Origin of the sequence: Sporosarcina sp. P34 (assembly GCF_002743375.1) — a bacterium.
In the GTDB taxonomy this organism is placed as follows: domain Bacteria; phylum Bacillota; class Bacilli; order Bacillales_A; family Planococcaceae; genus Sporosarcina.
Genome location: NZ_PDZC01000002.1, coordinates 332,194 through 357,944 on the forward strand (window position 1 = coordinate 332,194; position 25,751 = coordinate 357,944).

Annotated in this window: 25 protein-coding genes, 1 pseudogene and 1 riboswitch; of the genes and pseudogenes, 10 read left to right on the forward strand and 16 right to left on the reverse strand. The window is 41.8% G+C overall.

The features are described from left to right. Positions 1–166 precede the first annotated feature (166 nt). Positions 167–1,429: a cytochrome P450 gene (locus CSV63_RS05545; RefSeq protein WP_099694901.1), complete on the reverse strand. Its 1,263-nt coding sequence runs from the start codon at positions 1,427–1,429 to the stop codon at positions 167–169. A gap of 265 nt (positions 1,430–1,694) precedes the next feature. Here CSV63_RS05545 and nhaC point away from each other — a divergent pair, with 265 nt between their 5' ends. Next, on the forward strand, positions 1,695–3,074 hold the full coding sequence (nhaC, locus tag CSV63_RS05550; protein WP_099675819.1) for a Na+/H+ antiporter NhaC: 1,380 nt from the start codon (positions 1,695–1,697) through the stop codon (positions 3,072–3,074). A gap of 6 nt (positions 3,075–3,080) precedes the next feature. Here nhaC and CSV63_RS05555 read toward each other — a convergent pair whose 3' ends face one another. Further along, entirely contained in the window at positions 3,081–4,031 is a 951-nt protein-coding gene (locus CSV63_RS05555; RefSeq protein WP_099694902.1) for a hypothetical protein, read from the reverse strand. Positions 4,032–4,149: 118 nt separating this feature from the next. Here CSV63_RS05555 and CSV63_RS05560 point away from each other — a divergent pair, with 118 nt between their 5' ends. From CSV63_RS05560 to CSV63_RS05590, 7 genes and pseudogenes are all read left to right on the forward strand, one after another. After that, complete coding sequence (locus CSV63_RS05560; protein WP_233191955.1) at positions 4,150–4,764, forward strand: DUF421 domain-containing protein; 615 nt, start codon at positions 4,150–4,152, stop codon at positions 4,762–4,764. Between the two features lie 406 nt (positions 4,765–5,170). Beyond that, entirely contained in the window at positions 5,171–5,767 is a 597-nt protein-coding gene (locus CSV63_RS05565; RefSeq protein WP_099694904.1) for a GNAT family N-acetyltransferase, read from the forward strand. 149 nt (positions 5,768–5,916) lie between these two features. Beyond that, the gene (locus CSV63_RS05570; protein ID WP_099694905.1) at positions 5,917–7,017 is read left to right on the forward strand and encodes a helix-turn-helix domain-containing protein; all 1,101 of its coding nucleotides are present in this window, start codon (positions 5,917–5,919) and stop codon (positions 7,015–7,017) included. Then, positions 7,014–7,241: a PLD nuclease N-terminal domain-containing protein gene (locus tag CSV63_RS05575; protein ID WP_099694906.1), complete on the forward strand. Its 228-nt coding sequence runs from the start codon at positions 7,014–7,016 to the stop codon at positions 7,239–7,241. Before CSV63_RS05570 ends, CSV63_RS05575 begins: the two co-directional genes overlap by 4 nt. Beyond that, positions 7,219–8,121, forward strand: coding sequence for an ABC transporter ATP-binding protein (locus tag CSV63_RS05580; protein WP_233191956.1), 903 nt, complete (start codon positions 7,219–7,221; stop codon positions 8,119–8,121). Before CSV63_RS05575 ends, CSV63_RS05580 begins: the two co-directional genes overlap by 23 nt. Next, positions 8,118–8,882, forward strand: coding sequence for an ABC transporter permease (locus CSV63_RS05585; protein WP_099694907.1), 765 nt, complete (start codon positions 8,118–8,120; stop codon positions 8,880–8,882). The genes CSV63_RS05580 and CSV63_RS05585 overlap by 4 nt, the downstream gene beginning before the upstream one ends. Next, positions 8,881–9,190 (forward strand): annotated as a pseudogene (locus CSV63_RS05590) (IMP dehydrogenase); the annotation flags it as partial. The gene CSV63_RS05585 and the pseudogene CSV63_RS05590, both read left to right, overlap by 2 nt. A gap of 88 nt (positions 9,191–9,278) precedes the next feature. On the opposite strand, the gene CSV63_RS05595 reads toward CSV63_RS05590, so the two are convergent. Next, entirely contained in the window at positions 9,279–9,494 is a 216-nt protein-coding gene (locus CSV63_RS05595; RefSeq protein ID WP_099694908.1) for a hypothetical protein, read from the reverse strand. A gap of 847 nt (positions 9,495–10,341) precedes the next feature. On the opposite strand from CSV63_RS05595, the gene ahpC reads away from it, so the two are divergent. Both ahpC and ahpF read left to right on the forward strand, forming a co-directional pair. Next, positions 10,342–10,911 carry an alkyl hydroperoxide reductase subunit C gene (gene ahpC / locus CSV63_RS05600; RefSeq protein WP_099675825.1) on the forward strand — a complete coding sequence of 190 codons (570 nt, stop codon included), beginning with the start codon at positions 10,342–10,344 and terminating at the stop codon, positions 10,909–10,911. 13 nt (positions 10,912–10,924) lie between these two features. Then, entirely contained in the window at positions 10,925–12,463 is a 1,539-nt protein-coding gene (gene ahpF / locus CSV63_RS05605) for an alkyl hydroperoxide reductase subunit F (RefSeq protein WP_099694909.1), read from the forward strand. Between the two features lie 58 nt (positions 12,464–12,521). Here ahpF and CSV63_RS05610 read toward each other — a convergent pair whose 3' ends face one another. The 13 genes from CSV63_RS05610 to CSV63_RS05670 all read right to left on the reverse strand — a co-directional run bounded on the left by CSV63_RS05610 (position 12,522) and on the right by CSV63_RS05670 (position 25,244). After that, complete coding sequence (locus CSV63_RS05610) at positions 12,522–13,475, reverse strand: bile acid:sodium symporter family protein (protein ID WP_099694910.1); 954 nt, start codon at positions 13,473–13,475, stop codon at positions 12,522–12,524. 202 nt (positions 13,476–13,677) lie between these two features. Next, positions 13,678–13,983: a Zn-ribbon domain-containing OB-fold protein gene (locus CSV63_RS05615; protein WP_099694911.1), complete on the reverse strand. Its 306-nt coding sequence runs from the start codon at positions 13,981–13,983 to the stop codon at positions 13,678–13,680. A gap of 4 nt (positions 13,984–13,987) precedes the next feature. Further along, positions 13,988–15,121: a thiolase C-terminal domain-containing protein gene (locus CSV63_RS05620; RefSeq protein ID WP_099694912.1), complete on the reverse strand. Its 1,134-nt coding sequence runs from the start codon at positions 15,119–15,121 to the stop codon at positions 13,988–13,990. Beyond that, positions 15,118–16,599, reverse strand: coding sequence for a class I adenylate-forming enzyme family protein (locus CSV63_RS05625; RefSeq protein ID WP_099694913.1), 1,482 nt, complete (start codon positions 16,597–16,599; stop codon positions 15,118–15,120). Before CSV63_RS05625 ends, CSV63_RS05620 begins: the two co-directional genes overlap by 4 nt. 2 nt (positions 16,600–16,601) lie before the next feature. After that, a complete protein-coding gene (locus CSV63_RS05630) occupies positions 16,602–17,078 on the reverse strand; it encodes a PPC domain-containing DNA-binding protein (RefSeq protein WP_099694914.1) in 477 nt (158 codons plus the stop codon). Further along, entirely contained in the window at positions 17,062–17,763 is a 702-nt protein-coding gene (locus CSV63_RS05635; protein WP_099694915.1) for an SDR family NAD(P)-dependent oxidoreductase, read from the reverse strand. Before CSV63_RS05635 ends, CSV63_RS05630 begins: the two co-directional genes overlap by 17 nt. A gap of 17 nt (positions 17,764–17,780) precedes the next feature. Then, positions 17,781–19,103 (reverse strand): TRAP transporter large permease, encoded by a 1,323-nt coding sequence (locus CSV63_RS05640; protein ID WP_099694916.1) that lies wholly within the window; start codon positions 19,101–19,103, stop codon positions 17,781–17,783. After that, positions 19,100–19,585 (reverse strand): TRAP transporter small permease, encoded by a 486-nt coding sequence (locus tag CSV63_RS05645; RefSeq protein ID WP_099694917.1) that lies wholly within the window; start codon positions 19,583–19,585, stop codon positions 19,100–19,102. The genes CSV63_RS05640 and CSV63_RS05645 overlap by 4 nt, the downstream gene beginning before the upstream one ends. Before the next feature lie 18 nt (positions 19,586–19,603). Then, on the reverse strand, positions 19,604–20,638 hold the full coding sequence (locus CSV63_RS05650; RefSeq protein ID WP_199203607.1) for a DctP family TRAP transporter solute-binding subunit: 1,035 nt from the start codon (positions 20,636–20,638) through the stop codon (positions 19,604–19,606). Positions 20,639–20,875: 237 nt separating this feature from the next. Next, positions 20,876–21,664, reverse strand: a complete 789-nt coding sequence (locus tag CSV63_RS05655) for a YibE/F family protein (RefSeq protein ID WP_099694919.1) — start codon at positions 21,662–21,664, stop codon at positions 20,876–20,878. Beyond that, positions 21,661–22,782, reverse strand: a complete 1,122-nt coding sequence (locus CSV63_RS05660) for a YibE/F family protein (RefSeq protein WP_099694920.1) — start codon at positions 22,780–22,782, stop codon at positions 21,661–21,663. Before CSV63_RS05660 ends, CSV63_RS05655 begins: the two co-directional genes overlap by 4 nt. A 149-nt stretch (positions 22,783–22,931) precedes the next feature. Continuing rightward, positions 22,932–24,029, reverse strand: a complete 1,098-nt coding sequence (locus CSV63_RS05665; RefSeq protein ID WP_099694921.1) for a CdaR family transcriptional regulator — start codon at positions 24,027–24,029, stop codon at positions 22,932–22,934. A 75-nt stretch (positions 24,030–24,104) separates the two neighbouring features. Beyond that, entirely contained in the window at positions 24,105–25,244 is a 1,140-nt protein-coding gene (locus tag CSV63_RS05670) for a ribonucleoside-diphosphate reductase subunit alpha (RefSeq protein WP_099694922.1), read from the reverse strand. Between the two features lie 297 nt (positions 25,245–25,541). Further along, a riboswitch (cobalamin riboswitch) is annotated at positions 25,542–25,718 on the reverse strand. Between the last annotated feature and the right edge of the window lie 33 nt (positions 25,719–25,751).

The following is a 25,751-nucleotide window of genomic DNA, read 5'->3' on the forward strand; positions in this document are numbered from 1 at the left end:
AATATGTTAGAGCAATATTGAACTACATTAATAAAGCGTTTATAGGAAGAGCCTCAGTAAGCCAAATAGGTCTTTCACGCAAGATGTTCACCTGACGTTTCAAGTAGGCATTTAACAAAAATAAAACTCTCCCATGAAGCAGATCACTTCTCAGATAATTAACTGCTTAGTAACTTTTTCGTTTTACATTCTTTAAAATGACTTTACTTTTCGGGATGCTTGGAATGTCGACAAGACTGTAGCTCAAGTCTTGTTTTGGTACATCAAATGTTATACGGTTCGCAAAGTAATCCAAACTCACTTTCATCACTTCAATTGTCGCCCACTCTCCTGCACAACGGTGGGTAAGGACGAACTCTCCCCCACCCTGTGGTATGAGATTATATGGAGTGATCGGCTCTTCCTTAAATCGCATCGGATTAAACACTTCAGGATTATTCCATATAGATGGATCATGATTCGTTCCATAAAAGTCAAGCATCGTTAGCGTTCCTTTTTTAAATGCATAACCCTCCCACGTAAAGTCTTTTTTCACACGTGCAGCATTGAACGGGAAGAAGGGATAGAGTCTTCGTACTTCCTGAACGAAGTCTTGCAAATCTTTTTCATCGCCAGAAGCCAATCTCTTATGCTCTTGCGGATGCTGAATGATTGCGTGTACTTCAAATGCAATATAGATAGAGATTGCCACAATCGGACGAATGATGTTCAATACTTCTACAGCAGCTATTCTTTCCTTGAGCAACTTATTATTTTCATCTCGGTGAAAGGCAAAGACTTTCATAGCTGTCCCTTCGAAAGGAATCAAATCACCTTTTCGAACGGATTTAATAAGATCTCCAAGCCATGCCTCCAATACCTGACGTGCTTTCTTCGCTTTCCACTGCTTATAACCGAGCGTGACAGGTGATTCAAAAAGTTGAATAATTGCCTCCTTTTTCTCTTGTACTTCTTTTTCTTTTAACGGAACGCCTGCCCACTGACAGGCTAAGCGCAGAAGTAATTCCTGTGCCTCACTATAGACATTCACTTCCTCTTGTTTTTCAAAATCGCTTAGCTTCCGCTCCCATTGACCCCTCGCCATTTCTTTCAACTGATTGATTTTATCTGCTGACATGAGTGACATAAATGCTTCTTTACGATGGCGATGCGCGGCTCCGTCAAGTGATTGTACACCGCCTTCACCTGTTAATGTTTCCTGGAAGCGCTTCGGCATAGCTCCTTTTCGAATAAATTTCTCTGTATCATAAAAGAGCTCTGCAGCTTTTTCTCCTGACAGGCAAATGACTTTTTCTCCAAGTATATGCGTTTCAAATATATTGGATTGCAACCCTTTTCTACGATTGCCTAAAAATTGGTACCCTTCACGAATCATATTCGCCGTTTGGCTCTTTCCTTCTACTTTTGGTATTGTCCTACTATCTTGCATGAGTGATCACTTCCTATTCACATACTTTTTATAGCTTTACCCTGTTCGGCTTGCATGTAATCGGTCTATTCCTCTATTGACATATCTTTCTGACGTGATAAAATTCAAAACGATAACTTTCTACATATGTAATGAGCGATCTATTCTATAATGAATCACTATCATCCATATTTTCATTCGCAACAGCAAAGAGACAGAGCGGAGTACTCCTTCGTCCTTTAAGGGGATGACAGGAGTTTTTCTACATTTACAGGAGGTCATAAGCATGTTTCCAATTAAGGCGATTCATACGCCAACCGTTAAAGCGTCGGTCATACTAACAGTGCTAATTGTAGTAATGATTAGTAGTAGTATCGTAGTATTCGAATCCGTACCACATGTACCTATTTTATTTGCTATTCTTTTATTATTTGGCTATGGATTATGGAAGAAGATCTCTTACAGAGAGTTAGAACGTGGATTGGTGGAAGGTGCGAGCTCCGGAATGAGCGCGGTGTTCTTGTTTTTCTTCATCGGGGTTCTTGTGAGTAGCTGGATGATGGGCGGAACGATTCCTACCTTGATCTATGCCGGACTCCAAATCATTACTCCAACGTTTTTCTATGCCATCGTGTTCATCGTCACGGCCATTATCGGTTTATCTGTCGGTAGTTCACTGACAACCGTTGCCACAATTGGCGTGGCGTTCATCAGTATGGCGCATATTTTGGAACTTTCTTTACCCATTGCGGCAGGTGCAATTGTCTCGGGGGCATTCTTTGGTGATAAGATGTCACCGTTGTCTGATACGACCAACTTGGCCTCTTCAATTGTTGGTGTAGACCTATTTGAACATATTCGAAATATGGGATGGACAACATTTCCCGCATTCTTCATCTCACTTATCTTATTTGGTGTATTATCACCCAACGTGACATCTAGTGATTTTACGACAATCGAGAAATACAGTGATGCACTCATCGGTACGAACTTAATACATTGGTATACGTTGATTCCTGTCGTAGTGCTAATCATTTTGACATTCGTAAAAGTACCGGCAATTCTCACACTGGCTGTCAGCGCATTGTCCGCCATTGTCATTGCCTATATTCATACCTTTTATGGAGTTTCCGAAGTATTGAGTATTTTATTTAGTGGGTATGAAGGGTCTACAGGTGTCGCTGTCGTGGACGAATTGCTGTCCCGCAGCGATGGAATGGAAGGCATGATGTTCACGATCTCGCTTGTGTTGCTCGCACTTAGTATGGGCGGCATGCTGTTCACATTAGGTATTGTGCAGTGCTTACTTGCAAAAATTGAAAGTGTGTTACGTAAAGTGTCGTCAGTTATTTTGACGTCTGCACTTACCGCCATTGGCATTAACGTACTGATTGGCGAACAATATTTGTCTATCTTATTGACAGGCCAGGCCTTCCAATCCAGCTACGAAAAGGTTGGACTGGCAAATAAAAATTTGAGCCGTGTTATGGAAGATGCCGGAACTGTCATTAATCCTCTCGTTCCGTGGAGTGTAGCAGGAATTTTCATCACTACTGTGCTGGATGTTCCCACGATCGCTTATTTACCCTTTGCGTTTTTCTGTTTATTGAGCCCGATTTTGACTGTACTATTTGGCTATTTAGGGAAGACGCTGACACGCATTTAATTTTAGTTACGACAGGATCATATCATCTTGTTGCTGATCAAGCCGCCGAATTTCTTCTTCTAAAGCTGCACGTTTTCTTGCAAGTCGGTCCTGTATACGACGGACATCTTGCATGACTGCGTGTAGCTTCTTTTTGCCGTCTGTAATACGTGTATGGACCATCCAGTCAGAAAATATATTGTCGAAAAACACATCAGTGAATGTAAAGATATCATTTTTATTTACTTGGTAGGAATCTGTTGCGGCATCCTGTACATCCATCAATTCCGTCTCGTAATGTCGTAGCGCCCGTTGTGCTTGATGGACATAATCATCCGAACTATTGATTTCGGAGTACTTTAATGCTGAAACGAAAATCCCTCCTCCTAAAAATGTGTCCCACATCGATATCCCTTCGGCTGAATCTAGTTTTTTCAGTGCACCCGCCAAAGCTCGTTCCGCCTTTTCCCCAGCTTCAAACGCTTCACCTATTTCACGTAACATAGAATAGACACGTACACGATCATCCGAAATCTTCTGGAGCGTTCGATTGGCAACAGAATCATTCATGCGAATCCATGATTCTTTTTTCTTCAAGAAATCTTCCCAATCCTCTTCAATATGCATGAAATCTGGCTTCTCCAGTTCATTACGTAAGTCTTCCATTTCTATAGTCAGATCTAGTACGTTTTTTTCTGCCTCATTATATTTCAATTCAACTTCTGCCGCTTCTTCTATCTCCTTTTTCATCTTCTCGTCCCATCTACCCGTCCACTCACTAATTTTATTTGCAAATGAAAACTTACCAAGCTTCACAACGTCCTGCTGTTCTTTCGTTAACTGACGGTGAAGTTGATCACGTTTTTGCTTCATAGTGAGTAGTTTTTCGTTCGTCTGCTCTAAACGTTTCATCAAACGACGCTGATTCACTCGTTTTTCCTGTAGAATATTTTGTTGTTTTTGAATATCTTGCCGCATGTTGATCACTCCTTTCCTACTGTACGAAGAAATATATAGGAGGGATTCATAATTTTCATACATACTATTTTATATTTAATCCATATTAATGCTAAACGCATGAAATGACGTGAACTTAATGGAATTCGATTCAATTTGGAAAGCGGTACTCATTATTGTGGCAGGCATTGTGCTTTTACATATTTCTGGCCGCAAGTCCATTTCACAAATGACAGTCGGTCAAACCGTATTGATGATTGCGGTCGGCACATTATTGATTCAGCCTGTAGCAAACAAAAATTTATGGCAAACGCTATTGCTTTCATTTATTTTAGTGCTGACACTTTTTTTCTTTGAATTATTCGCATTGAAGTGGAATTTCTTCGAAGGAATTTTACGTGGTAGATCAAAAATTGTAATAGAAAATGGGATCCTCAAAAAATCCACTATGAAAAAACTCCGCTTAACCGTGGATGAATTGGAAATGCATTTGCGGCAAAGTGGGATTGAAAGAATTGATGATGTAAAATGGGCGACTATCGAAATGAGTGGACAGCTTGGTTATGTCTTGATTGACCGCAAGCAATATGCGACAAAGGAAGACATTGCACGACTTCAGCTGACGTTGGAAGATATGAGCAAACAACTGGAACTTACTATTCCTTCCACATTTACGACTACGCCTAACATTGAAAGTTCCAACCTATTCACAGAAATAGAAAACCCTACTTCTGTTCCTAAACCTCTGGAATAAAAGTTTAACTTGCAAGGGAAAGGGGGAAGTTACTTATAACAACTCCAAAATCGAAAGGAAGAAGTATAAATGATAAGAGTAATAAAAAAATTAGTAAAATGGGGAATGGTGTTATATCCTGTCGTCAAAACCGTAATGAATGAAAAGAATAAAAAAGGAGCTTATTCAAGCGCTAAAAGCCGTAGGTAAAACATAATCTAAACCAATGTCATTTGATCATCTGACATTGGTTTTATTTATTATAATGAAAAAGTAAAATTTATGCTGAAAATTATATTTGTTTTTTTCTGTAAAAAGAGTATACTAAGTATGAGGATTTTTTTCTGACCTCTTTTTTCCTCACATTGTTTGATCCCAAACAAAAAGCTCCGGGTACATTCTTTACCTATGGAGGAGAATTTAACACATGCATTGGTACAACAAATTGAAAGAGTATTTTCCAATCGAAGAGATGAAGTCACAGGAACATATGGAGACATTACTGAATGATAAAGGGAATGTCTACTATAAGGAAGAAGGACCAAAACACGTATTGATGTACGTGGAAACGGAGGACTTCGTTTTCGTAGACTATCTTTTCGTATCTTCAGCCGCACGTGGTGAAGGGTTAGGAAAAAAACTGCTGGATTCGTTGAAAACCAAGAAAAAACCGATCTTACTGGAAGTTGAACCAGTAGACGAATCCGAACCCGATACTGTGAAACGACTGAAGTTCTATGCACGTGAAAAATTCACTCACGCACAGAAAATTGGCTATAACCGTCGTTCATTAGCTACTGGAGAACAAACCATCCTCGAAATTCTATACTGGGCACCCCCGCAATCATCACAAGCGGATGAACAAGATGTATTCAACGCGATGAAAACAACCTACGAAGAAATTCACACCTACAAAGACCAAGATTTCTATGGAGATTCATACGATTCCACTGACAAAGTTCTGCAATTTCAAGCTAAACCAAAAAATAATATTTTAGAACCATTCACAACAGTGAGCGTGTGATGAAAATCCGGTCTTTCATAGACCGGATTTTTTGTATCTTGATACATAATATCTCGTTAGTTGACTCCTCATCTAAATAATCACCTAACAGTTGATTGAATCAACAAGCATTTAACCTTAAACTAAATGAATGAGAAAGGTGTGAGGTTATGCTGCAAATAGGTACCGTGATTCTCCAAGAACGAAGGCGACTTCAAATTACCCAGGATACCCTAGCTTCTTATTGCCAAGTATCGAAAGCTTCGGTGTCGAAATGGGAAAAGGGATTAAGTTATCCCGACATCACACTATTGCCAAAAATTGCTTCATATTTCGAATTGACCGTTGATGAACTACTTGGTTATGAACGACAACTTTCCAAAGAAGTCATCCAACACCATTATTATGAATTCGCATCTCGTTTTGGTAAAGAACCTTTTGAGTCAGTATTTATTGACGTAGAAGAAAAAGTTAAAGTGTACTTCCACGATCCTTCATTCCTCCTGCAGATGAGTATATTACTGCTCAATCATCATATGTTAAGTAGTGATAGTCCGTCTGTTTTACAGAAAACCAATCGCTGGTTAAAGCGAATTCGGCAAGTAAGTAACGATGTATGGGTCTTGCGTCAAGCTAATTCCTTACAGGCTACTGTGTCTCTCATGCAGTCCAATCCTGAAGCTACATTGGAATTATTAGATGGAGTAATTAAACCGAGTATTGGTGACGAAATTTTACTAGCAACTGCTCACGAACAACTTGGTGATCAAGAGGAAGCAATGCGTGTCATTCAAGTCATGATGTATCAAAACGTCATACAACTAGTCGGCAGCAGCCCGCTCTATTTACGACTTTCCGCAGCCAATCGACAAACTTTTAATGAAACCATTCATCGGATGAACGGATTGATTGAGCTATATGATTTGCGTACACTTCATCCGAATATGTGTCTGCAATTTTATTTCAGCGTGGCGCAATGTGCTGCTCTTTCAGCTAACCGTGAGCTACTTTATCCATATCTTAACAAGTACGTGGATGTATGTGTTCGTGATTTACTCCCCTTTACATTACGCGGGGATGAATACTTCGATTTATTAGATGATTGGTTAGAACAATTAGATTTAGGAACAAATGCACTGCGTAATACTGAGATTATTAAGCGATCAATCATTGAATCGATGGATGCCGATTTCTTTGAACCTTTTAGGCAAGACGATGAAATGCACGAGTTACGACGACGATTACACTTTGGAATGGAGGGGCGTTCATGAACAACGATACGGCTTTACTTATGGAGTATCTACCATTTTTACTTCCTCTTATCATTTTGCAACTAGGATTGGCTATTTTCTCAGCGATACATGTTGTTCGTCATCCACACTATCGCTTTGGCAATCAAATCATGTGGTTGTTGATAGTTTTATTAATTCAATTTATCGGACCATTAATCTATTTCGTTTTTGGAAGAGGTGATGACAATAGTCGTGCAAATTAATGGTGTAACGAAGCGTTTCGGAGATCATGAAGTGCTCAAAGATATACATCTTCATATTCCCGAGCATACAGTTTTCGGATTTGTCGGTGCAAATGGTTCTGGCAAAACGACATTGATGAAATGCATGCTAGGGTTATTACCACTCAATGCAGGATCCATTACAATTGCAGGTGAATCTGTAACATTTGGCGAAACAAAGTCCAATCAGTATGTCGGGTACTTGCCTGACGTTCCTGAATTTTATCCCTTCTATAACGCAACACAATACTTGGAGCTCTGCGCCGTTATTACGAATATGACGAAAACAGAACGACGAGGACGGATCCGGGAACTATTGGAACTAGTCGGATTAGCTGACACGACCTCATTCATTAGCACGTATTCAAGGGGGATGAAACAGCGTTTAGGAATAGCTCAAGCACTGCTAAATCGTCCGAAATTGTTGATTTGTGATGAGCCTACTTCTGCTTTGGATCCAGCCGGTCGTGCGCAGATTCTTTCCATTTTAAAGCAAGCAAAAGCAGAGACAACTGTATTCTTTTCCACGCATATCGTATCGGATGCAGAACAAATCTGCGATCACGTCGCGATGTTGCATGAAGGGACCATTATATTCCAGGATGAACTGACTAATCTAAAGCAGCGAATAACAGGAGAATTTGTTTTTACCTTTACGATACCTGTAGCAGAAGTTCATGATCGATTGCAAAATACCCCATTCGAAATGAAGATCGACAGCGATCAATTAGTTGTAAGTTTACTTGACGAAAGTACGCAATTGGCTTTCATGCAGGAACTCACCAACCAGAAAATCCTGATACAGTCGATGCAGCCCAAAACTCGTCTGCTTGAGCAGCTCGTGTTGGAGGTGCTTGGATGAATCAATGGTTTGGTTTTTTGAAGAAGGAATGGTTTGAGAGTGTGAAGACGTATAAGTTATTGCTCGTTATCGTCATTTTTTCGATTTTAGGCATACTGAACCCGTTTACAGCGAAAATCACTCCGACCTTATTAGAACAATTCATGCCTGAAGGTACATTCGTTAATTTACCTGAACCTACCGCACTCGATTCGTGGCTACAGTTTTATAAAAACGTTCCGCAAATGGGGCTAATTGTGTTCATACTATTATTCAGTACCATGATGTCGAAGGAATTAGAAAAAGGTACACTTGTGATCTTACTGACGAAAGGATTACATCGTAGTACCGTAATTACGGCTAAATTCTTTATGGCTCTTTGCTATTGGACACTGGCGATCACTCTGTCATTCACCATCACCTACGCTTATACGGCTTATTATTGGGATCAAAGTCAACTGCAACATCTGTTGTTTGCAGTCAGTTGCCTCTATGTATTCGGCATACTTTTACTAGCGGTTACGTTATGGGGGAATACCTTATTCGCTACACCTTATGGAGGAACCCTGGTTACATTATTGGTCGTCATTGCATTATTTATTGCAGCCATATTTCCCAAGTCCGCCAATTGGAATCCCCTTGAGTTACTGACGGCTACGACACAGCTATTAACCGGTGAACTAACACCTTCAGACTTATGGATTCCTTATATTATCGCTTTATTTGCCGCAATTTTTGTCGTGCTGTTAACTATGACACATTTTAAAAGAAAATTACTTTGAAAGCGTTGACATTGACGCTACAAAAGTTGGTATCGGACCAGGTAAAGTCTGTATTACGAAAATCAAAACAGGATTCGGAACAGTTGGCTGGCAACTTGTGGCTGTTCGCTTATGCGCGAAAGCCGCTTACAAACCAATCATTGCAGACGGTGGAATCCGCACACATGGCGACATCGCAAGGACAGATTGTAGAACAAGATCTTCAGTCTGCTATTTCTTATTCAGGTGGCAAGACTCTCCGTTCAATTCGCACTGTCGATTACGTGATTGTAAAGAACTCGATCTTCAATGGTGATAAAGTATTTTAATGAAGTTCAACCGGTTAGAGACTAGTGTCTAACCGGTTTTTGGTGTCGTACTATATTTATACTTAACGTAGAGGTCATTGAAGTGTTTTTAAGAATTATATCCAAACGAAATTGCAAATACCCATGCCAATATTGATAAGGCAATGATGACTGAACAGATTATCGTTATGATTAAGGTTAGGCTTTTGGGTATATCAGAACGATTTTTCCAAATAGCTATAAGTAATAACAAGCTGGCCACTATAATGATTAAAAAAATAGAAAGAAGCATATAACGCTCTTTAATTACAAACCATACATCCATTGTATTTTCTCCTTTCCGATAACTTTAAGTTAACAACTTAATTCTTTGAATGCATGAGTGAAGATCCTTTACATCAGACCGCACATGGTAAAGGAATAGTGGTTGAAACCCGTTGATCTGCGCTACAGCTGGAAGCACATGCGCCACCGTAATCATTAAATAGTTGCCCACTGTGATCAAAATCATGGTTCCAGTACATATTCAAAATCATAAGCGTGTGTTAATCCAATCACTCAAAAAAGCCGCTATAAAATCTTTCATTCAATTTCGATTCATTTAATAGCCCTTTTCAATCATTTGTAAATACTAAAGCCTAGGAGAATACTGTTTAACGGTATCCTCTGGGCTTTTATCCTTCCGTGACATAAAAAAGTCTATGAGTTTCTCTTGGGCCAATCCAACGATTTACTGCGGAATCCTAGAAAGTATTTAGACATTCAATTTAATCACTACTCTACGGTAAAATATAACACATTTCCACAACGGTCTGACTTGGGCCACACACAAAGTCACTTAAATTAACACACCCGGCAGTTGTACAGATTAGTTCTTCACGCGCAACTTAACTTGCACGATTTGGTTTATTCTTAAATTGCTTAGCTTAGTCCCTTCCACCGCTTTCAATCCAACTGGTAATCATTCAATTCAATTGAGAATAAAAGAGAATGCAGAACGTATACTATCATTTCTAAAGTTAATATACAAAGACATTTTACTATATAGAATCAATAATGTTGACAACTCTGCACAGTTATATAATAATGATTGTGTAATTAGAATTATTATATTCTATAACTTGAACATGTGACTGCATCAGTCATCAAAAACACTTTAGGAGGAATCATTCATGTCAATGATCGGAAAGCAAATCGAAGAGTTTACAGCAAACGCGTACAACAGCGGTAACGGGGAATTTATCGAGGTGACTCAGGAAAACTTTAAAGGCAAATGGAGCGTAGTCTGCTTCTATCCGGCTGACTTCACATTTGTCTGCCCTACTGAACTCGAAGACCTTCAGAACCAGTACGAAACATTGAAAGGCCTTGATACGGAAGTATACTCCGTTTCAACGGACACACACTTCACGCACAAAGCATGGCACGACCACTCAGATGCCATCAGCAGTTTGCGCTACATCATGATCGGTGACCCATCACAGAAAATCTCCCGCATTTTCGATGTGCTGGACGAAGAAGCAGGTCTGGCACAACGCGGTACGTTTATCATCGATCCAGATGGCGTCGTGCAGGCAGCGGAAATCAACGCAGACGGAATCGGTCGTGACGCAAGCGTTCTAGTCAATAAAATCAAAGCAGCACAATATGTCCGCAACAATCCGGGTGAAGTATGTCCGGCTAAATGGCAGGAAGGCAGCGAAACACTGAAGCCAAGCCTGGATCTTGTAGGGAAAATTTAAGGAGACGGTTCATATGTTAGATGCGAATATTAAAGCGCAGTTAGCTCAATATCTCGAGATGATGGAAAAGGAAGTCCAGCTGAAGATCAGCGTGGGCTCTGACAAAATATCACAGGACATGCAGGAGCTAGTGGATGAACTAGCCTCCATGTCTTCCCTCATCAAAGTAGAGAAAGCAGAATTGGAAAGAACCCCAAGTTTCAGTGTCAACCGCCCTGGCGAAGATACCGGCATCGTGTTTGCCGGTATTCCGCTAGGCCATGAATTTACCTCACTCGTCTTGGCTTTGCTGCATGTGAGCGGCAGAGCGCCTAAAGTCGACGAACGGGTGATCGAGCAAGTGAAGAACATCGAAGGCGCGCATCATTTTGAATCCTATATCAGCCTGAGCTGCCAGAACTGTCCGGAAGTCGTACAGGCGCTGAACATCATGAGCGTACTAAATCCCAATATCACGCACACGATGATCGACGGCGCAGCCTTTAAGGATGAAGTGGAAAGCAAAAACATCATGGCGGTTCCGACCGTTCACTTAAACGGCGAACCATTCACGAGCGGCCGCAAAACAATCGAGGAAATCCTTGCGGAAATGGGAAGCGGCCTGGATGCATCCGACTTTGAAGACAAAGAACCATTCGATGTGCTCGTTGTCGGCGGTGGGCCTGCAGGCGCTAGCGCAGCGATCTACGCTGCCCGCAAAGGGATCCGCACAGGCATCATCGCTGATCGTTTCGGTGGCCAGATCCTGGATACCGCAACGATTGAGAACTTCATCAGCGTCAACCGCACGGAAGGACCGAAACTTGCGGCAAGCCTTGAAGAACACGTGAAAGAATACGATATCGATATCATGAACCTGCAGACAGCGAAACGTCTGGAGAAAAAGGAACTCATTGAAATCGAACTGGAAAATGGCGCAGTTCTCAAAAGCAAGACCGTTATCCTGTCGACGGGAGCACGCTGGCGCAACATTGGCGTACCGGGCGAAGCGGAATTCCGCAACAAAGGCGTTGCCTACTGCCCGCACTGCGACGGACCTTTGTTTGAAGGCAAGAACGTGGCAGTAGTTGGCGGCGGAAACTCGGGCATCGAAGCGGCGATCGACCTGGCAGGCATTGCAAGTCATGTCACCGTGCTCGAATTCGCACCGGAACTCAAAGCAGACGCGGTCTTGCAGGAACGCTTGAACAGCCTGCCGAACGCGAAGGTGCTGACGAACGTCCAAACGAAGGAAATCACCGGCACTGATAAAGTCAACGGCGTCACGTATACAGACCGTGATTCCGGTGAGGAGCATCATATCGAACTGGACGGCATATTCATCCAAATCGGACTCGTGCCGAACACGGACTGGCTCGGCGATTCAGTCGAACGCAACCGATTCGGTGAGATTGTGATCGATAAAAAAGGCGCGACGAGCGTACCCGGCGTATTTGCGGCGGGCGACTGCGCAGACGAGCCATACAAACAGATCATCATCTCCATGGGCTCCGGCGCCACCGCTTCCCTCAGCGCGTTCGATTATCTTGTACGCAGTAAAGTGGAAGTCTAATAATGAAAAGATGCAGGAAGGCTATACGCCCTTCTGCATCTTTTTTTGTATTTTGCTCTTACTCTTCCACTGCAAGTCGGAATTTATTTTCGAATAGACTCGCCATTAAGGCGCCAATTGTTAAGTTCATTACCATATTGGCAACAGCCGGTACAGCTGCGAGTGATCCGAAGTGCTCCATCGCAAGTGTTGCGGCAAGGGCGGTGTTGCAAATACCTGTATGGAATAAAATCGCGCGGGCGTTGCGCTCGGGTACGCCTAGCCATCTGGAGATGAAGTAGCCAGCGCCCATTGGGATACTAACTTGTAATGTGACTGCTACGAATACAAGAGGTAGCACGGACAAGTTCTCAGATAGTGCTTGCTGGGCATTGGAGATGACCGATAGGATGACTAAAAATAGAGCAAGCTGGGACAAGACTCCCGTATATGGTTTGAACTTCTCCACTTGCCGCTCAAACTTCCACTGGATCAGTAAACCACCAATCAAAGGGAAGAACACGATATAAATAATATTAAGAAATAAAGGCCAGAATTCAATGGGAATAAATCGTCCCGCAAATGTCTGCAATAAAACCGGCGTCAACACAGGGGAAATGAATGTGTCAAGTGTCGCCATCGTAATACTAAGCGCTACTTCTCCTCCTGCAATGAATGTATAAATATTTGCAGACGTTCCGCTTGGTACGGTACCTGCCAAAATAATACCGGTTGCGATCTCCGCTTGATTGCCGAAAAATATATAGGCAATTCCTATTGATACTCCGACCATGATCGTCCATTTCAGCAGGATGCCAAGTAAAGCATATTTTGGGTTTTTGATGACCTCGAGCAATTTCTCTGACGAAAGCGATAAGCCCATCAGAAAGAAGATCGTCCCTAATCCAAAGCCCGTCAGTTGCCGGATTGAAATGAACGCATCCGGAATAGCGTAGGCAATGATGGATAAGAGTACGATCCAAAGTGGTAAATATTTTGAAATAATTTTTGATACGGTTTGTATGGTTTTCATTTATTTCTCCTCCTTGCGAGGAAGTCCGTCTATGTTTTTTGTTAGGAGCGGTTAGACACTTGCTTTGAGCGCTAATCGAAGTACTATGATCAGTCAAAGACCATGTATGAGCGGTTAAAGCATTCGATAGAGCACTCGAGCCGCAACTATGAGCGCTTTCCATGAACCTTTGAGCGCTCTCCTTAAAAACATCGCTCCTAACTCAGCATTTCCGATAAATATACGCCCCATCCTCTACATGATCCAATTCCGTCATGTCCCCAATCTGAACATTTCCATCCATTCTTACGGTAACCTTCGCTTTAGATTCTTCCAATTGAATAAGTGCCACGGTATAAGGAGCGAGATGAGCAAATTCTGCAGGTGCGATATGGATATCGGTATAGCTGTAAACCGAACCCCTCGAAGATACGTCTCGCTCTTGCAGCTTGCCTGTTCCGCAACTCGGACAACGGTATTTATTCGAAACACTGGCATATTCACACTGATCGCATTGATAGACTTTCATCTCTTCACAACCTTTCTAGAATATGAACAGTGGAGTACGAACCTGTTCCGCCCAAGTTTTGCGCCAAAGCGAGTCGGGCATTTTCTACTTGATTCGGTGCAGTACCACGCAGTTGTTGGACGAGCTGATACATTTGTGCGACACCGGTTGCACCGATTGGATGACCGCGTGATAATAATCCCCCGCTCGTGTTCACTGGTTTATCGCCAGTCGCTTTCGTGCGACCTTGCTCCACCGCAAGCCAGCCTTCTCGTTTATTGAAAAAGCCCAACTCCTCAATTGCAAGCATTTCCGTCATGGAGAAACAGTCATGAATTTCCACGACGTCGATATCTTCCGGACCGACGCCCGCTTTTTCATATGCCAAGCGACCCGATTCTCGTACTGCAGGCAATGAAAGTAAATCATCCGCATCTTGCATTTGGGTAGGTCCCGAACTTTGTGCAGACGAACGGATATGGATAGCACCTTTTTTGCGCGTGATCACCAACGCTGCTGCCCCATCTGTAGTTGGAGAACAATCAAATAAGCCGAGTGGAGAAGTAATAATACGTGCCGCCATGATCTCCTCCATCGTCGTTGGTTTCTGGAATTGTGCCAGTGAATTATTCAACGCATTTTCACGGTTCTTTAACGCAATCATCGCCAAATGCTCTTTCGTAGCGCCCGTTTCATAGAAGTAACGGTTCGCGAGTACGCCAAAGAATCCAGGGAATGTGAGACCTGCCTGCTTTTCATTGGAATCGTTATCCATTGCGGCATTGATCGCCTGTGTAACATCAGCAGTCGAAGCATGTTTCATCTTCTCCACACCCGCTATTAAGACTGTATCGTATTCGCCACTTAGAATCCCCATGATTCCTTGACGAAGCGCAATCCCCCCTGATGCACAAGCGCCTTCTACTTTCGCTGTCGGGATATAGCCAAGTCCGAGTTCATTGGCAACTAAGGCACCGAGGATTTCCTGATTTCCGATTGAGCCGCCCATAAAGTTTCCGACAAACACCGCATCAACTTTCGGATTTCCTGCATCTTCAAGTGCTTCTATCGACGCTTCAACTAGCAACTGCTTCATAGACTTATCGATAAACTTTCCGAACTTCGTCATGCCAATTCCTTCGATATAGACATTCGTCAAGATTGCACCTCCACATGCTGATTGCGTAATTCCCGTTTTAAAATTTTACCGTACGAGCTTTTCGGTAGTTCATCCACGATATACATCTCTTTCGGTTTTTTGAAACTCGCCATATGGTCAAGACATAATTGAAGTAATTCTTCTTTCGTCACGGGTTTAGTACCGTTCGGAACGACATATGCAATGACGTTTTCCCCCCACTTATCGTCAGGTACACCGATAACGCATGTCTCTTTTACCCCGTCATGCTTATTGAGGACTTCTTCAACTTCCCTCGGATAAATATTGACGCCACCTGAAATGATAACGTCTTTTTTACGGTCCACGATATGTACATAGCCTGCTTCACTTTTCCAACCGAGATCACCTGTTTGCAACCAGCCGTCACGTAATGTTTCATTCGTCGCCTGCTCGTTATTCCAATACCCTTTCATGACAAGAGAACCTTTACAAACGATTTCTCCGACTTCACCTGCCGGCAGTTCAGTCCCTTGCGCATCGACAATTTTTACATCGACAAAAGGTCCAACACGGCCACAGGATTCTAGATGATCGCCAAGTTCACGTTTCGGCATTATCGTAATACACATCGGCGCTTCAACTTGACCGAATGTCTGTGCAAATATCGGCCCTGTTAGAGCGAGTGCTTGCTCGAGTTTACTTGCTGCAATCGAAGAACCTGCCATATTAATCGTTTTGATTGTAGATAAATTCTTCGGATTGAATTTCGGATGCTGGACCATCAAATTGACCATCGTCGGAACTAGAAAAATAACAGTGACTTTTTCTCTCGTTAAATCATGCACAAATTCTTCAGGCTCAAACTTGTTAAATACAACTTGCGTTAATCCATATAACCACGCTACATGCGACAGAAAATTACTGCCGTGTGTCAACGGGGCGACATGTCCTATCACATCGTCATAATTAATTTCACAAGCGAGCGCTAGTGATAATGCTCCCGAAATGATGTTGCGATGACTCAGCATCACACCTTTTGGATTTCCTGTCGTACCGGATGTATACATAATCGCAAATATATCCTCTTCCATAACCTCCGTTGTACATATAGCACCAACATTTTGTTCAATTGCTTGTTCGTACGGCTCACCGATCGTTAACGCTTGAATTACTGTATTGATTGGTTCTATTAACACTGATTCACCAATAATCAACTGAACATCTGCATCATCCAGCATATATTCATGCTCTTTCGGATGAAGTCGATAGTTTAACGGTACTTTGATGACACCTGAGATCGCTGCCGCCACGTCAAGCTCAATATGTTCTAGACGATTCGATAAGAGCACGGCGAAGCGATCCCCTTTTTGAAGACCAACTTTCTCAAAGTATGCTGTAAGCGCAAGTGCCCGTTCCATCAGTTCATGAAATGTAATTGAGCGTCTTTCATCTTTCACGGCTATTTTATTCGGATAGGCCGCTGCCGATTTCATTGCTAGTTTACCGATTGTCTCCACTATCACTCACTCCTTTGCGCAAAATGAAATAATGGAATACCTGAATATTCATCTGGCTTTCTATGAACATGTGTATCGGATACCGGGAATATAATGAATTCCACTGTAATCGCCACAGGGTTTTCTCCTTTGAGAAAGTGACCGCCATTCATCTGTTTATTACAGTCTACATATAAACCATGGAAGTGGATATCCAATTGTCCTTGTTCATCGTAGCCAACAAATCCTGAACCTGAAAGCAGTTCGACGGGGGTGTTTGTGACGAGCCGTTCGGAATACTGTAAACTTTTATCAAGATTTTGCTGTGGCTGTACAATGGTCGCATACGCTAGAGAACCTATACATTGAAATTGAGCTGCTTCAACGTGATATTGCTTACATACTGCAAGAATCCCTTCAAATAAATCGGTATCTTTCTTCAAACGACCGATAATCCGATTCGTTTTCTTGTCATGCACCGCTTCAATTGGGTGATTCAATACAAAACCCTCCATCTACTTTCAGTATTTGTCCTGTCGTATAATTAGATTCAGATGAAGCAAAATACAGTACAGCCTCTGCGATACTAGTCGCTGTGCCAGTTTGATGGATTGTCGCCTCGTCCAATTTCGTGATAGATACAGGTGCAACCGAATTACATGTAATTCCATACTCACAAAGTTCTTTAGCGGTCTGCTTCGTCAATTTACTAATTGAATCCTTAGAAGCTGTAAACGTTCGTTCTCCGCCACAATTTGATATCGAACTAATGTTGATAATACGACCATACTTCTGCTCCATCATATATGGCGATACACCTCGAATGAAAAGAGAAGTTGCTTGCGCATTCGTATCCGCTTCGAGTTCCCATTGAGCAACAGATGACTGACTTTCATTATGAGTTCTACATATACACATATTATTTACTAAGATATGTAACTCCCCAAAGGTATCCGATGCTCTGGCAATTGCCGCATTCACAAATTCTTTATCACGAACTTCCCCTAAGCATTCTAAATAAACTGCTTTGCCACTGAAAGATTGAATCGCCTGTAACGTCGCCTCACAACTCACTGAATCCACCAGAACAACATTGGCTCCTTGCTGTGAAAGAAGGAGGGCCGTCTGGGCACCAATACCATTGGAAGCCCCTGTGACAATCGCCGTCTGTCCATTCAGCTTCATAAGTAACCCTCCTCAATCTACTTAATGTCTAGTAAATCTGGTAAAAATGTAGAGATCTGCGGAATATACGTAATGAGTAACAAGATAATGATGGAGGAGACAACGAAAGGTAAAACTCCTTTCGATATTTGCCCTATTGAAGTATTCGATATACCCGCGGCTACGAATAAATTGAGTCCGACTGGCGGAGTGAAAAGCCCAATCGCTAAGTTGACTGTCATGAATACACCGAATACTGTTGGATCGACATCGAACAATAGCACAATTGGCAATAAGATCGGAATGAAAATATAGTAGGCAGAAATTGCATCAATAAACATGCCCGCAATTAGTAGAATGATATTAATGAGCAATAAGATTATAATTTTATTATCTGAAATACTTAACATCACGTCTGAAATCTGCGTAGCAATTTGCTCGGTTGTGATGATGTATGCATAGACACTCGCCGCACTAACGATAAACATGACGACTGCCGTCTGAATACCCGCTGCAACTAAGATGTCATATAGCTTTTTCAATGTCAGTTCACGATAAATGAAAAACCCGATGAACAGACTATAAAATACCGCCACTACCGCTGCCTCTGTCGGTGTAAAAAATCCACCGTAAATACCACCTAAAATAATAATAGGAATTAATAAGCCCCAGATTGCATTCCCGAAAGCTTTAAAGCGTTCCGCACTGGTTGCAGGTTCCATTATGTACTGTTGCGATATCGGCCCCTCACGTTTTTCCTGTCGATACCTAACGAACATAGCAGCTATAATAAATCCAACGCCCAATAGCAGGCCTGGAATGACCCCTGCCATGAACATTCTTCCGATCGATACCGGAATCTGATCGCCCGCTACTACCGCGAAGACGATAAAAGCAATACTAGGAGGAATGATAATACCGATTGCCCCGGAACTTGCCACCAAACCTGCTGCAGTTTCCGTTTTATAACCGTTCTTCACCATACCTGGGATTAAAATACCGCCAATCGCTGCAACCGTTGCAGGGCCTGAGCCTGAAATGGCCGCAAAGAAAATCGCCGTCATAACGGTCACAAAAATAATTCCACTTTTACGATGACCAACTAGAGCCTGCGCAAAATCAATTAGTCTTTTTGAAATTCCCGCATGCTCCATAATGACTCCCGCCAAGATGAAAAACGGAATCGCGAGCAACGTAAATTTCGCTACACTCGTATACATGATATCTGCAACCAATTCCAAACCAAACAATCCACTGCCTGTAAATAGTACAACAATGGACGAGATTGCTAAGGCCACAGCAATGGGCATTCGAAGCATGACTAAAATAAAAAATACGCCGAATAAAATGATCGCTGTCATAATAGCTGCTCTCCCTTCTCGTTTTGTTGTCGGAATTCAACAATAGTTACTTGGATAGAGCGGATTAAACAAAATAGCGCACCGATTGGCATCGACATCGAGAACCACCATTGCGGCCATCCAAGAGAAGGTGTTTTCTGTCCCATATCCATCTGATACTGCACCATCTTCATACCAAAATATAAAAGAATAAAAAATAATAGCATCATCATAATTCCAACCAAAATCGTAATTATATTCTTCAGCAACAGATTGCCCTTGTCATAAATCAGAGTAAAGCCAAGGTGCGCGTACTTACGCACACCAATGGCCGTTCCGACAAATGTTAACAATACGAACAAGTTGACTGTAATTTCTTCTGTAAAAGAAAATGAATAATTAGCAAAGCCTCTGGATAAAATATTAACGAATGCAATGGTGGACATGATGGACAGTACAATCACGACAATCCATTCTTCTAATCTATTGAATATCTTTCCCATACATCCACCCTCCAGTTCTTATTGATCTTGGAACTTGTCTAATAAATCCTTGCCCCAGATATTCTCATACTTTTTATAAACGGGTTGCACCGCTTCTGTAAACTTAGCTAATTCTTCGTCTGTTGGTGCGTAGAACTGCATGCCTGCATCCTTCAGCTCACTGATTTGTTTCTCTTCTTTTTCACGTGCCATTTCTACTTGATATTCTGCCGCTTCTTTACCTAACTTCTTCACAAGCTCCTGATCCTCTTCACTCATCGAATCAAACAACTTCTTATTGATGCCCAATACTAGTGGATCATAGGAATAGTTCCAAGTCGTTAAGTAGTCTTGTACTTCATTCAACTTAGAAGAATGAATAACATCAATCGGGTTTTCTTGACCGTCAATCGTACCTTGCTGAAGAGATGTAAATACTTCAGAGAATGCCATTGTCGTTGGATCCGCACCTAGTGCCCGGTACAAGTCTGTGTACATAGTGATTCCAGGAATACGTACTTTCAGACCTTTCATATCTTCTGGCGATTTGATTTCCTTTTTACTGTTTGTGATTTGACGGAAACCATTCTCTCCGAATCCGAGTAATTCAACGTTCTTTTCATTGAGGATTTCAGCAAGTGCTTCTCCACCTGCACCATCAAAAACTTTGTCTACCCCGTCTTTATCTTTAAATAAGAATGGTGCACTCGCTACACCAAAGCGATCATCTAAGATAGAATAGATAATTGTTGAGTGTAGGCTCAGATCGGTCTGTCCTTTTGTTAGAAGCTCTACGCCTTTCCCTTGATCACCATTTGATAGTTGTTCATTCGGGAAAACTTCAATCTTGATACGGCCATCTGTTTGTTCTTTCAAGTCCTGTGCTAACTTGTCTGCCGCTTGGTACCAGGTAGATGAGTCATTAACGGTGACAGACATTTTTAGATCGTATGATTTTCCTTCTGATTCTCCCACACCGTCTTTTGTTTCTTCTTTGTCTGACGAACAAGCTGCCAGCATCAGTATGGCAGATAAACCAATTGCGCCTAATACACTCTTTTTCTTCATTTTCATTTGTATTCCCCCCAGTTTTTTTCAAAAGTTGTTCAGATACTCACCTAAAGAAAGTACCTATTCAAAACATTTGATTAGTCCATATAATTCTAATAGTATGACAACTTAATTCATATAGACTTTAGCACAATGATATCGAGAGAAAATATTCATTTTTTGTGCCAACGTCTAGTTTCTATTGTGAAATGTCCCTTTACACTCCCACTATATTAATATAATGAAAAAGAGAGGAGCAATTCATTGCTCCTCTCTTTGTACTTTATTTAACTTCTCTCTAGTTCTAACTAAGAAATATGCATTGATCCAAGACGCTATCGGTATAACTAGCGCTATACCAAGTCCCGCGCAAAGTATCAAAATCATTTCTGAACTGAATATCTTTGAATTGACAATATCTCCAATGGAGTAGTGCAAATCCTTAAACCAAATGAGCAATGCCAGATATCCTCCAAAGAATGCGAAGAACAATGTATTCGTATCGGTTCCTAAAATATCCCGCCCAATATTGACACCAGACTTGAATAACTCCTTCTTGCTTAAGCTGGGCGTATGCTTAAATACTTCATGCATAGTAGAAGCGATTGATATAGCGACGTCCATGATTGCTCCAATTGTACTCATGATAATGACGGAAGCACCTATTTTTACGAAGTCCAGACCAATGTAGAGTGACATACCTGCGATTGCCTCTTCTTCCTCTTCCCCAAATCCTTGAATCATGAGCTTTTGGGACACTACTACTATAAAAAACAATAATATACTAATGGTAATCATCGTTGAGATGAATGCTATTACCGTTTTACTGTTCACTTCATTAATGTAGAACAAACTGACGCATCCTATAACTATGCAGGCGATAAATGTAATTAAAATAGGGTTAGCGTTCGAATCCAACATAAAAAACATAGTGAAGAAGACGACACCAAAGTTAAAAAATAGTGATATGAATGATCGTGCTCCACTTTTCCCACCTACCCAGATCATCAATACGAGTAAAATAACAGCGAGCCATACCAGCACATTCATATTCTCGCCCTCTTTCGTTCAATAAAGAAGATCGCTGTATAGAGTCCAATAGGGATAGTCAAGACGATACCAATCCCACCAGCTAATGCACGTGCTAATTCCAACGATAGATTCATCGAAAGTGCAAATCCTACAGGCGAAGCATTTTTCAAATAGAGAATCAGCATGGGAATGGATCCACTTATATAAGCGAAAAATAGAATGCTTGTAATGGTTCCCATAATATCTTTGCCGATATCTATTCCAGATGTTCTTAGCGCTTTAACTGATATCGTGTGATCTCTTTCATATAATGCAAACAGGGAAGACGACATCGTAATGGCCACATCCATGATGGCTCCGAGCGATCCGATAAACAGGCCCGCCATGAAGATGGTGTGGTAAGGACGCGTCAAAAACTGCATTTCTTCATAACGTAGCCCATTCCCTGAAGTGATCCAGATGACAAGAGATGTAATGGAAAGAGATACTACTGTTGCGACTAGCGTAGCTACAATTGCAGCATATGTTTTTTCATTTCGGCCACTCACTAGCAAGAGCGAAATAATTGTGAATAATAGGATACATATTCCACAAACCACAAGTAAACTGACTTCATAGTATTTCACATAAACATCTAAAGCGAATGATAGTACTATAACGTTAATCACAAATCCCACTATTGCTAATAGCCCTTGCTTATGCCCTACAAGCAATAGCGTAAAGACGAAGATCCAAGCAACGAGTAATACATATTTATCCCGTTTTACGTCTGTGATACTACCTGCCAGTTCTTCTCCTACCTTAGAATCAATGGAAACAAATACTTCATTTCCTATATCATACTGTTGATCGTACGCTCCCGAGGATGAATACTCATTTACCAACTGGACTTCACGCCCCATTTCTTCCCCATTCATTATCCTAGCTACCATCTGCTGGACAAATAGCGTATCTTCATTGCCATGCATATCTGTTACGTCAGTTTCTTCCTCTATTGTAGTATGGATTACCTTAGCGATCGGTCGGTCATAAAATGAATAATTTTGGTTTACAAAGGCAATGGAAACGATACAGCAAAGTGCTAAGATCAAAAATAAGATCCATTGCAGTGTTGTGATATTTCTGATTCTATTCAAAAAAATCCTCCTGACACTCTTAGGATGAGACACAAATTAATCCTACCATGAATAGGAGCTCGGTTTGAAAAAACATCAGTTTCTCCATCCAATAAGAAAAGCTCCGATTCCACTATCGGAAGCGAAGCAAATGTGTCATTTATTCACGACTAGTCTTCCATGATACACAATGCCAAGTACAGTAAAAAGACATCATGCGTACTGGAAACAGATAGCCCCGTTAATTGCTCAATCTTTTGTAGCCGGTAAGTCCATGTGTTTTTATGGATATGCAGACGCTGCGCAGTATTTTGCATCGACTGATTTTCTTCAAACCATACCGCCAAGTTATTCAGCAGTTCTTTATTATCTTTCAGCGTCGAAACTGTACGCTTAAGGAATTCTTGCTTCACCATATCTGGAACGCTCTGCAAAATAATTTCAAGCCGCAGTTCATGTTCAAAGACAATATCACCAGATTTCTTTGCGGCATTGACAGCACGTTCTGCCTGCGCGAATGATTTAGCTAAGTCGAAATAACGTGTGGATGCACCTATACCTGCGACAACTTGTACTTTCTTGCGCCGTTTTATATGAAGCAATAGGAACTCCAACTCGTTTTTTACTGTTTCTTGATTCATTTCAGGTAATAATAGTAAGATTTTATTCTGCGCCCAGCGGATCATCTTCATAGAAGGATGGAGGTTTTGAATCGATGTAAATGTCTCTATTTCTTCGACGGAGAACTGTTCCAATAAATCTAGCACCTCTAAAACCACTACTTGATGGTAAAGTGTGACGTCGATTCCTAGGAGAGTCCCTCGTTCTGTAAACCTTTCATCTTTCTTCGATCCCGTCAGCCAGTCAAAAACGAAAAACTCCACATCGCGAACTTGTTCATCCTTTTGCTTTCGTTTTAAGGAATCTTGGATAAACAGTTCCGCTACGCGTAAAATTAACTGAGCCTGCGGATAAATCGCGTCTGGATCACCCGTCACGCCAAGTACAGCGATCGGTTCATCTTCAATGATGATCGGCAAGACGATTCCCCTACGGACCCCATGCAGACGCCCTACTTCCTCATCACCCATACGGAGCATTGTTTTCTGGCGCATGCTTAACAGTGCCCCTTCGTGAAATTGATTGATTCGATCCGGTTCTGTGCTCGCTTGAATGAAGCCCCTTCGATCCGTTAAGATGACTTGCTGCTTAATCAGATTCGATAATTCCGTTACTATTTCATGTCCTAATGTATCAAATTGAAACATCTGTCTCACCTCGGATGTAAACTACTAGTAATACTTAGTTTACGCCACTTCATTTTCCACTACAATAGAAGGGATTCAGATAAGTCGGACTTCAGGAATTCCACCACTCCATGCTTTCATGAGTAGCTGCAACAGTTCTGCCGTTTCAATGGTAGAAGACTTCTCCAACGTAACAGATCCGCCTTGATCGGTATGGCGCTGTTCTGCAATTAGCTGATCGATCATCGCGACTTGTTGTTGTTTTGTCGCCTGGCATATTGAACGGTGCATGACCGCAGCCGCTTTACGTAAAGGTCTTTGCATGCCACTTTGACGAGATGAAGTCTCTAAGTACCCGTTCATTTGTGCAGCTACATCTTCAATAAACAGAATGGCCTTCTCTGAATGCAAACCGATATTTTGGTCGACTATGGCGGTATCCCATTCCGCTACTTCAATTCGTAAAGTATGTCCCCATATGCTCTCAATGCTATTTAGCAAAGGTACAAGTATGGTACATGTACGTGCCAACTCCGTCTTCTGCATTACGTTCGGCAATTGAATATACGAGGATAACGCAGCTTTTTCCTGTCTTTTTATATTGTAAAAATGCACTATAATCCCTTCACTACTAAGCAGCTGTTTCATCAAACCGACGGCAGAAACTTTTTTATATGTAATAAAAGAGCCGTCAGCGGCATGGGGAAATCTTTCACTGTTGAAGTCGCCTAGTGAACATCCTAAAGTGCGCTCTACTTGTTCAGCTTCAAATAAACTCCAAGAACCGCACGCTTTTACTTGTTCCATAAAACAATCGGGTATACGTATATGCTTTTCTTTTACCTTGCTTGATAAAAATGATGCGATTCTGCTGTCAGCAACATCCATAGTGTATTGCTGGACTCTCGTCTTTCGCTGACAGAATGTTTTACCGAAGAACGACATCACTTCAGCTGGTAACGTCACATAGCCATGGCTCAGTATCCAATATGCTTCCTGTACTTTCTGCAGACGCTGAACAGTTTCATGTTGCATGGTAGCCATAGCTATGAGCATAATCCTCTCCTGAGGCAGTCCTATCCACTCATCGTAATAATTGGACGTTACAAATTCATTCATATATTGCTGCAACAGTGCAGAAGGTATCAATCGGTCACGTTCAGCTACAATCTGTAAGCCGAGCCATTTGATTTTCGCTTGCTGAATAGTCATAAAACCATTGATCGTATAAGCCATCCTGTAACAGTTTCCTTACTACTTGATGAAACCCTGAATACACAGGCCTTCCACGCTGTTGTTCCACTTGTTTATACAATAACTGCAACAATGCGCGTTCGGTTATCTGTTCCACTACTCTCATGTCGCGGTCTCCTTTCGTAAACAACAAAAAACAATCATTCCGCCTCTTCGGCAAGATGATTGCAATAGTTGTGAATGAGGAAACAAATTCAGGCAGCTTTAATATACTACACACAAAAATGCATAGATGCAGATACCTTTTTTGCCTCCACTCCTCAACCCCCGAAGAAAGTGTCGCTTTTACGATATGTGGCAGGTCTCCTGGCTTCACTTCATCCTTCCGCTAATGCCTTCCCATGTCTCCATAGTGGCTAATTCTAGCGGTCGTCCGTGTGTACAGTTGCGGGGACAGCTCCGGTTTACGGATTCCCTTTTACACCTTGATAGGTACCAACGCATCGTGCAAACTCATTTATTTGATTGCTATCATTTTATCATGGATAA

What these genes read in the sequence shown, in the direction of transcription:
- CSV63_RS05670 (WP_099694922.1), bottom strand. Translation starts at nt 25,244, where the DNA reads ATGGCTTATACGATCAATGGTTTTATGACTATTCAGCAAGCGAAAATC.
- nhaC (WP_099675819.1), top strand. Translation starts at nt 1,695, where the DNA reads ATGTTTCCAATTAAGGCGATTCATACGCCAACCGTTAAAGCGTCGGTC.
- CSV63_RS05555 (WP_099694902.1), bottom strand. Translation starts at nt 4,031, where the DNA reads ATGCGGCAAGATATTCAAAAACAACAAAATATTCTACAGGAAAAACGA.
- ahpF (WP_099694909.1), top strand. Translation starts at nt 10,925, where the DNA reads ATGTTAGATGCGAATATTAAAGCGCAGTTAGCTCAATATCTCGAGATG.
- CSV63_RS05640 (WP_099694916.1), bottom strand. Translation starts at nt 19,103, where the DNA reads ATGACAGCGATCATTTTATTCGGCGTATTTTTTATTTTAGTCATGCTT.
- CSV63_RS05650 (WP_199203607.1), bottom strand. Translation starts at nt 20,638, where the DNA reads ATGAAAATGAAGAAAAAGAGTGTATTAGGCGCAATTGGTTTATCTGCC.
- CSV63_RS05655 (WP_099694919.1), bottom strand. Translation starts at nt 21,664, where the DNA reads ATGAATGTGCTGGTATGGCTCGCTGTTATTTTACTCGTATTGATGATC.
- CSV63_RS05615 (WP_099694911.1), bottom strand. Translation starts at nt 13,983, where the DNA reads ATGAAAGTCTATCAATGCGATCAGTGTGAATATGCCAGTGTTTCGAAT.
- CSV63_RS05665 (WP_099694921.1), bottom strand. Translation starts at nt 24,029, where the DNA reads ATGTTTCAATTTGATACATTAGGACATGAAATAGTAACGGAATTATCG.
- CSV63_RS05595 (WP_099694908.1), bottom strand. Translation starts at nt 9,494, where the DNA reads ATGGATGTATGGTTTGTAATTAAAGAGCGTTATATGCTTCTTTCTATT.
- CSV63_RS05575 (WP_099694906.1), top strand. Translation starts at nt 7,014, where the DNA reads ATGAACAACGATACGGCTTTACTTATGGAGTATCTACCATTTTTACTT.
- CSV63_RS05560 (WP_233191955.1), top strand. Translation starts at nt 4,150, where the DNA reads ATGGAATTCGATTCAATTTGGAAAGCGGTACTCATTATTGTGGCAGGC.
- CSV63_RS05545 (WP_099694901.1), bottom strand. Translation starts at nt 1,429, where the DNA reads ATGCAAGATAGTAGGACAATACCAAAAGTAGAAGGAAAGAGCCAAACG.
- CSV63_RS05585 (WP_099694907.1), top strand. Translation starts at nt 8,118, where the DNA reads ATGAATCAATGGTTTGGTTTTTTGAAGAAGGAATGGTTTGAGAGTGTG.
- CSV63_RS05645 (WP_099694917.1), bottom strand. Translation starts at nt 19,585, where the DNA reads ATGGGAAAGATATTCAATAGATTAGAAGAATGGATTGTCGTGATTGTA.
- CSV63_RS05565 (WP_099694904.1), top strand. Translation starts at nt 5,171, where the DNA reads ATGCATTGGTACAACAAATTGAAAGAGTATTTTCCAATCGAAGAGATG.
- ahpC (WP_099675825.1), top strand. Translation starts at nt 10,342, where the DNA reads ATGTCAATGATCGGAAAGCAAATCGAAGAGTTTACAGCAAACGCGTAC.
- CSV63_RS05610 (WP_099694910.1), bottom strand. Translation starts at nt 13,475, where the DNA reads ATGAAAACCATACAAACCGTATCAAAAATTATTTCAAAATATTTACCA.
- CSV63_RS05635 (WP_099694915.1), bottom strand. Translation starts at nt 17,763, where the DNA reads ATGAAGCTGAATGGACAGACGGCGATTGTCACAGGGGCTTCCAATGGT.
- CSV63_RS05570 (WP_099694905.1), top strand. Translation starts at nt 5,917, where the DNA reads ATGCTGCAAATAGGTACCGTGATTCTCCAAGAACGAAGGCGACTTCAA.
- CSV63_RS05580 (WP_233191956.1), top strand. Translation starts at nt 7,219, where the DNA reads ATGACAATAGTCGTGCAAATTAATGGTGTAACGAAGCGTTTCGGAGAT.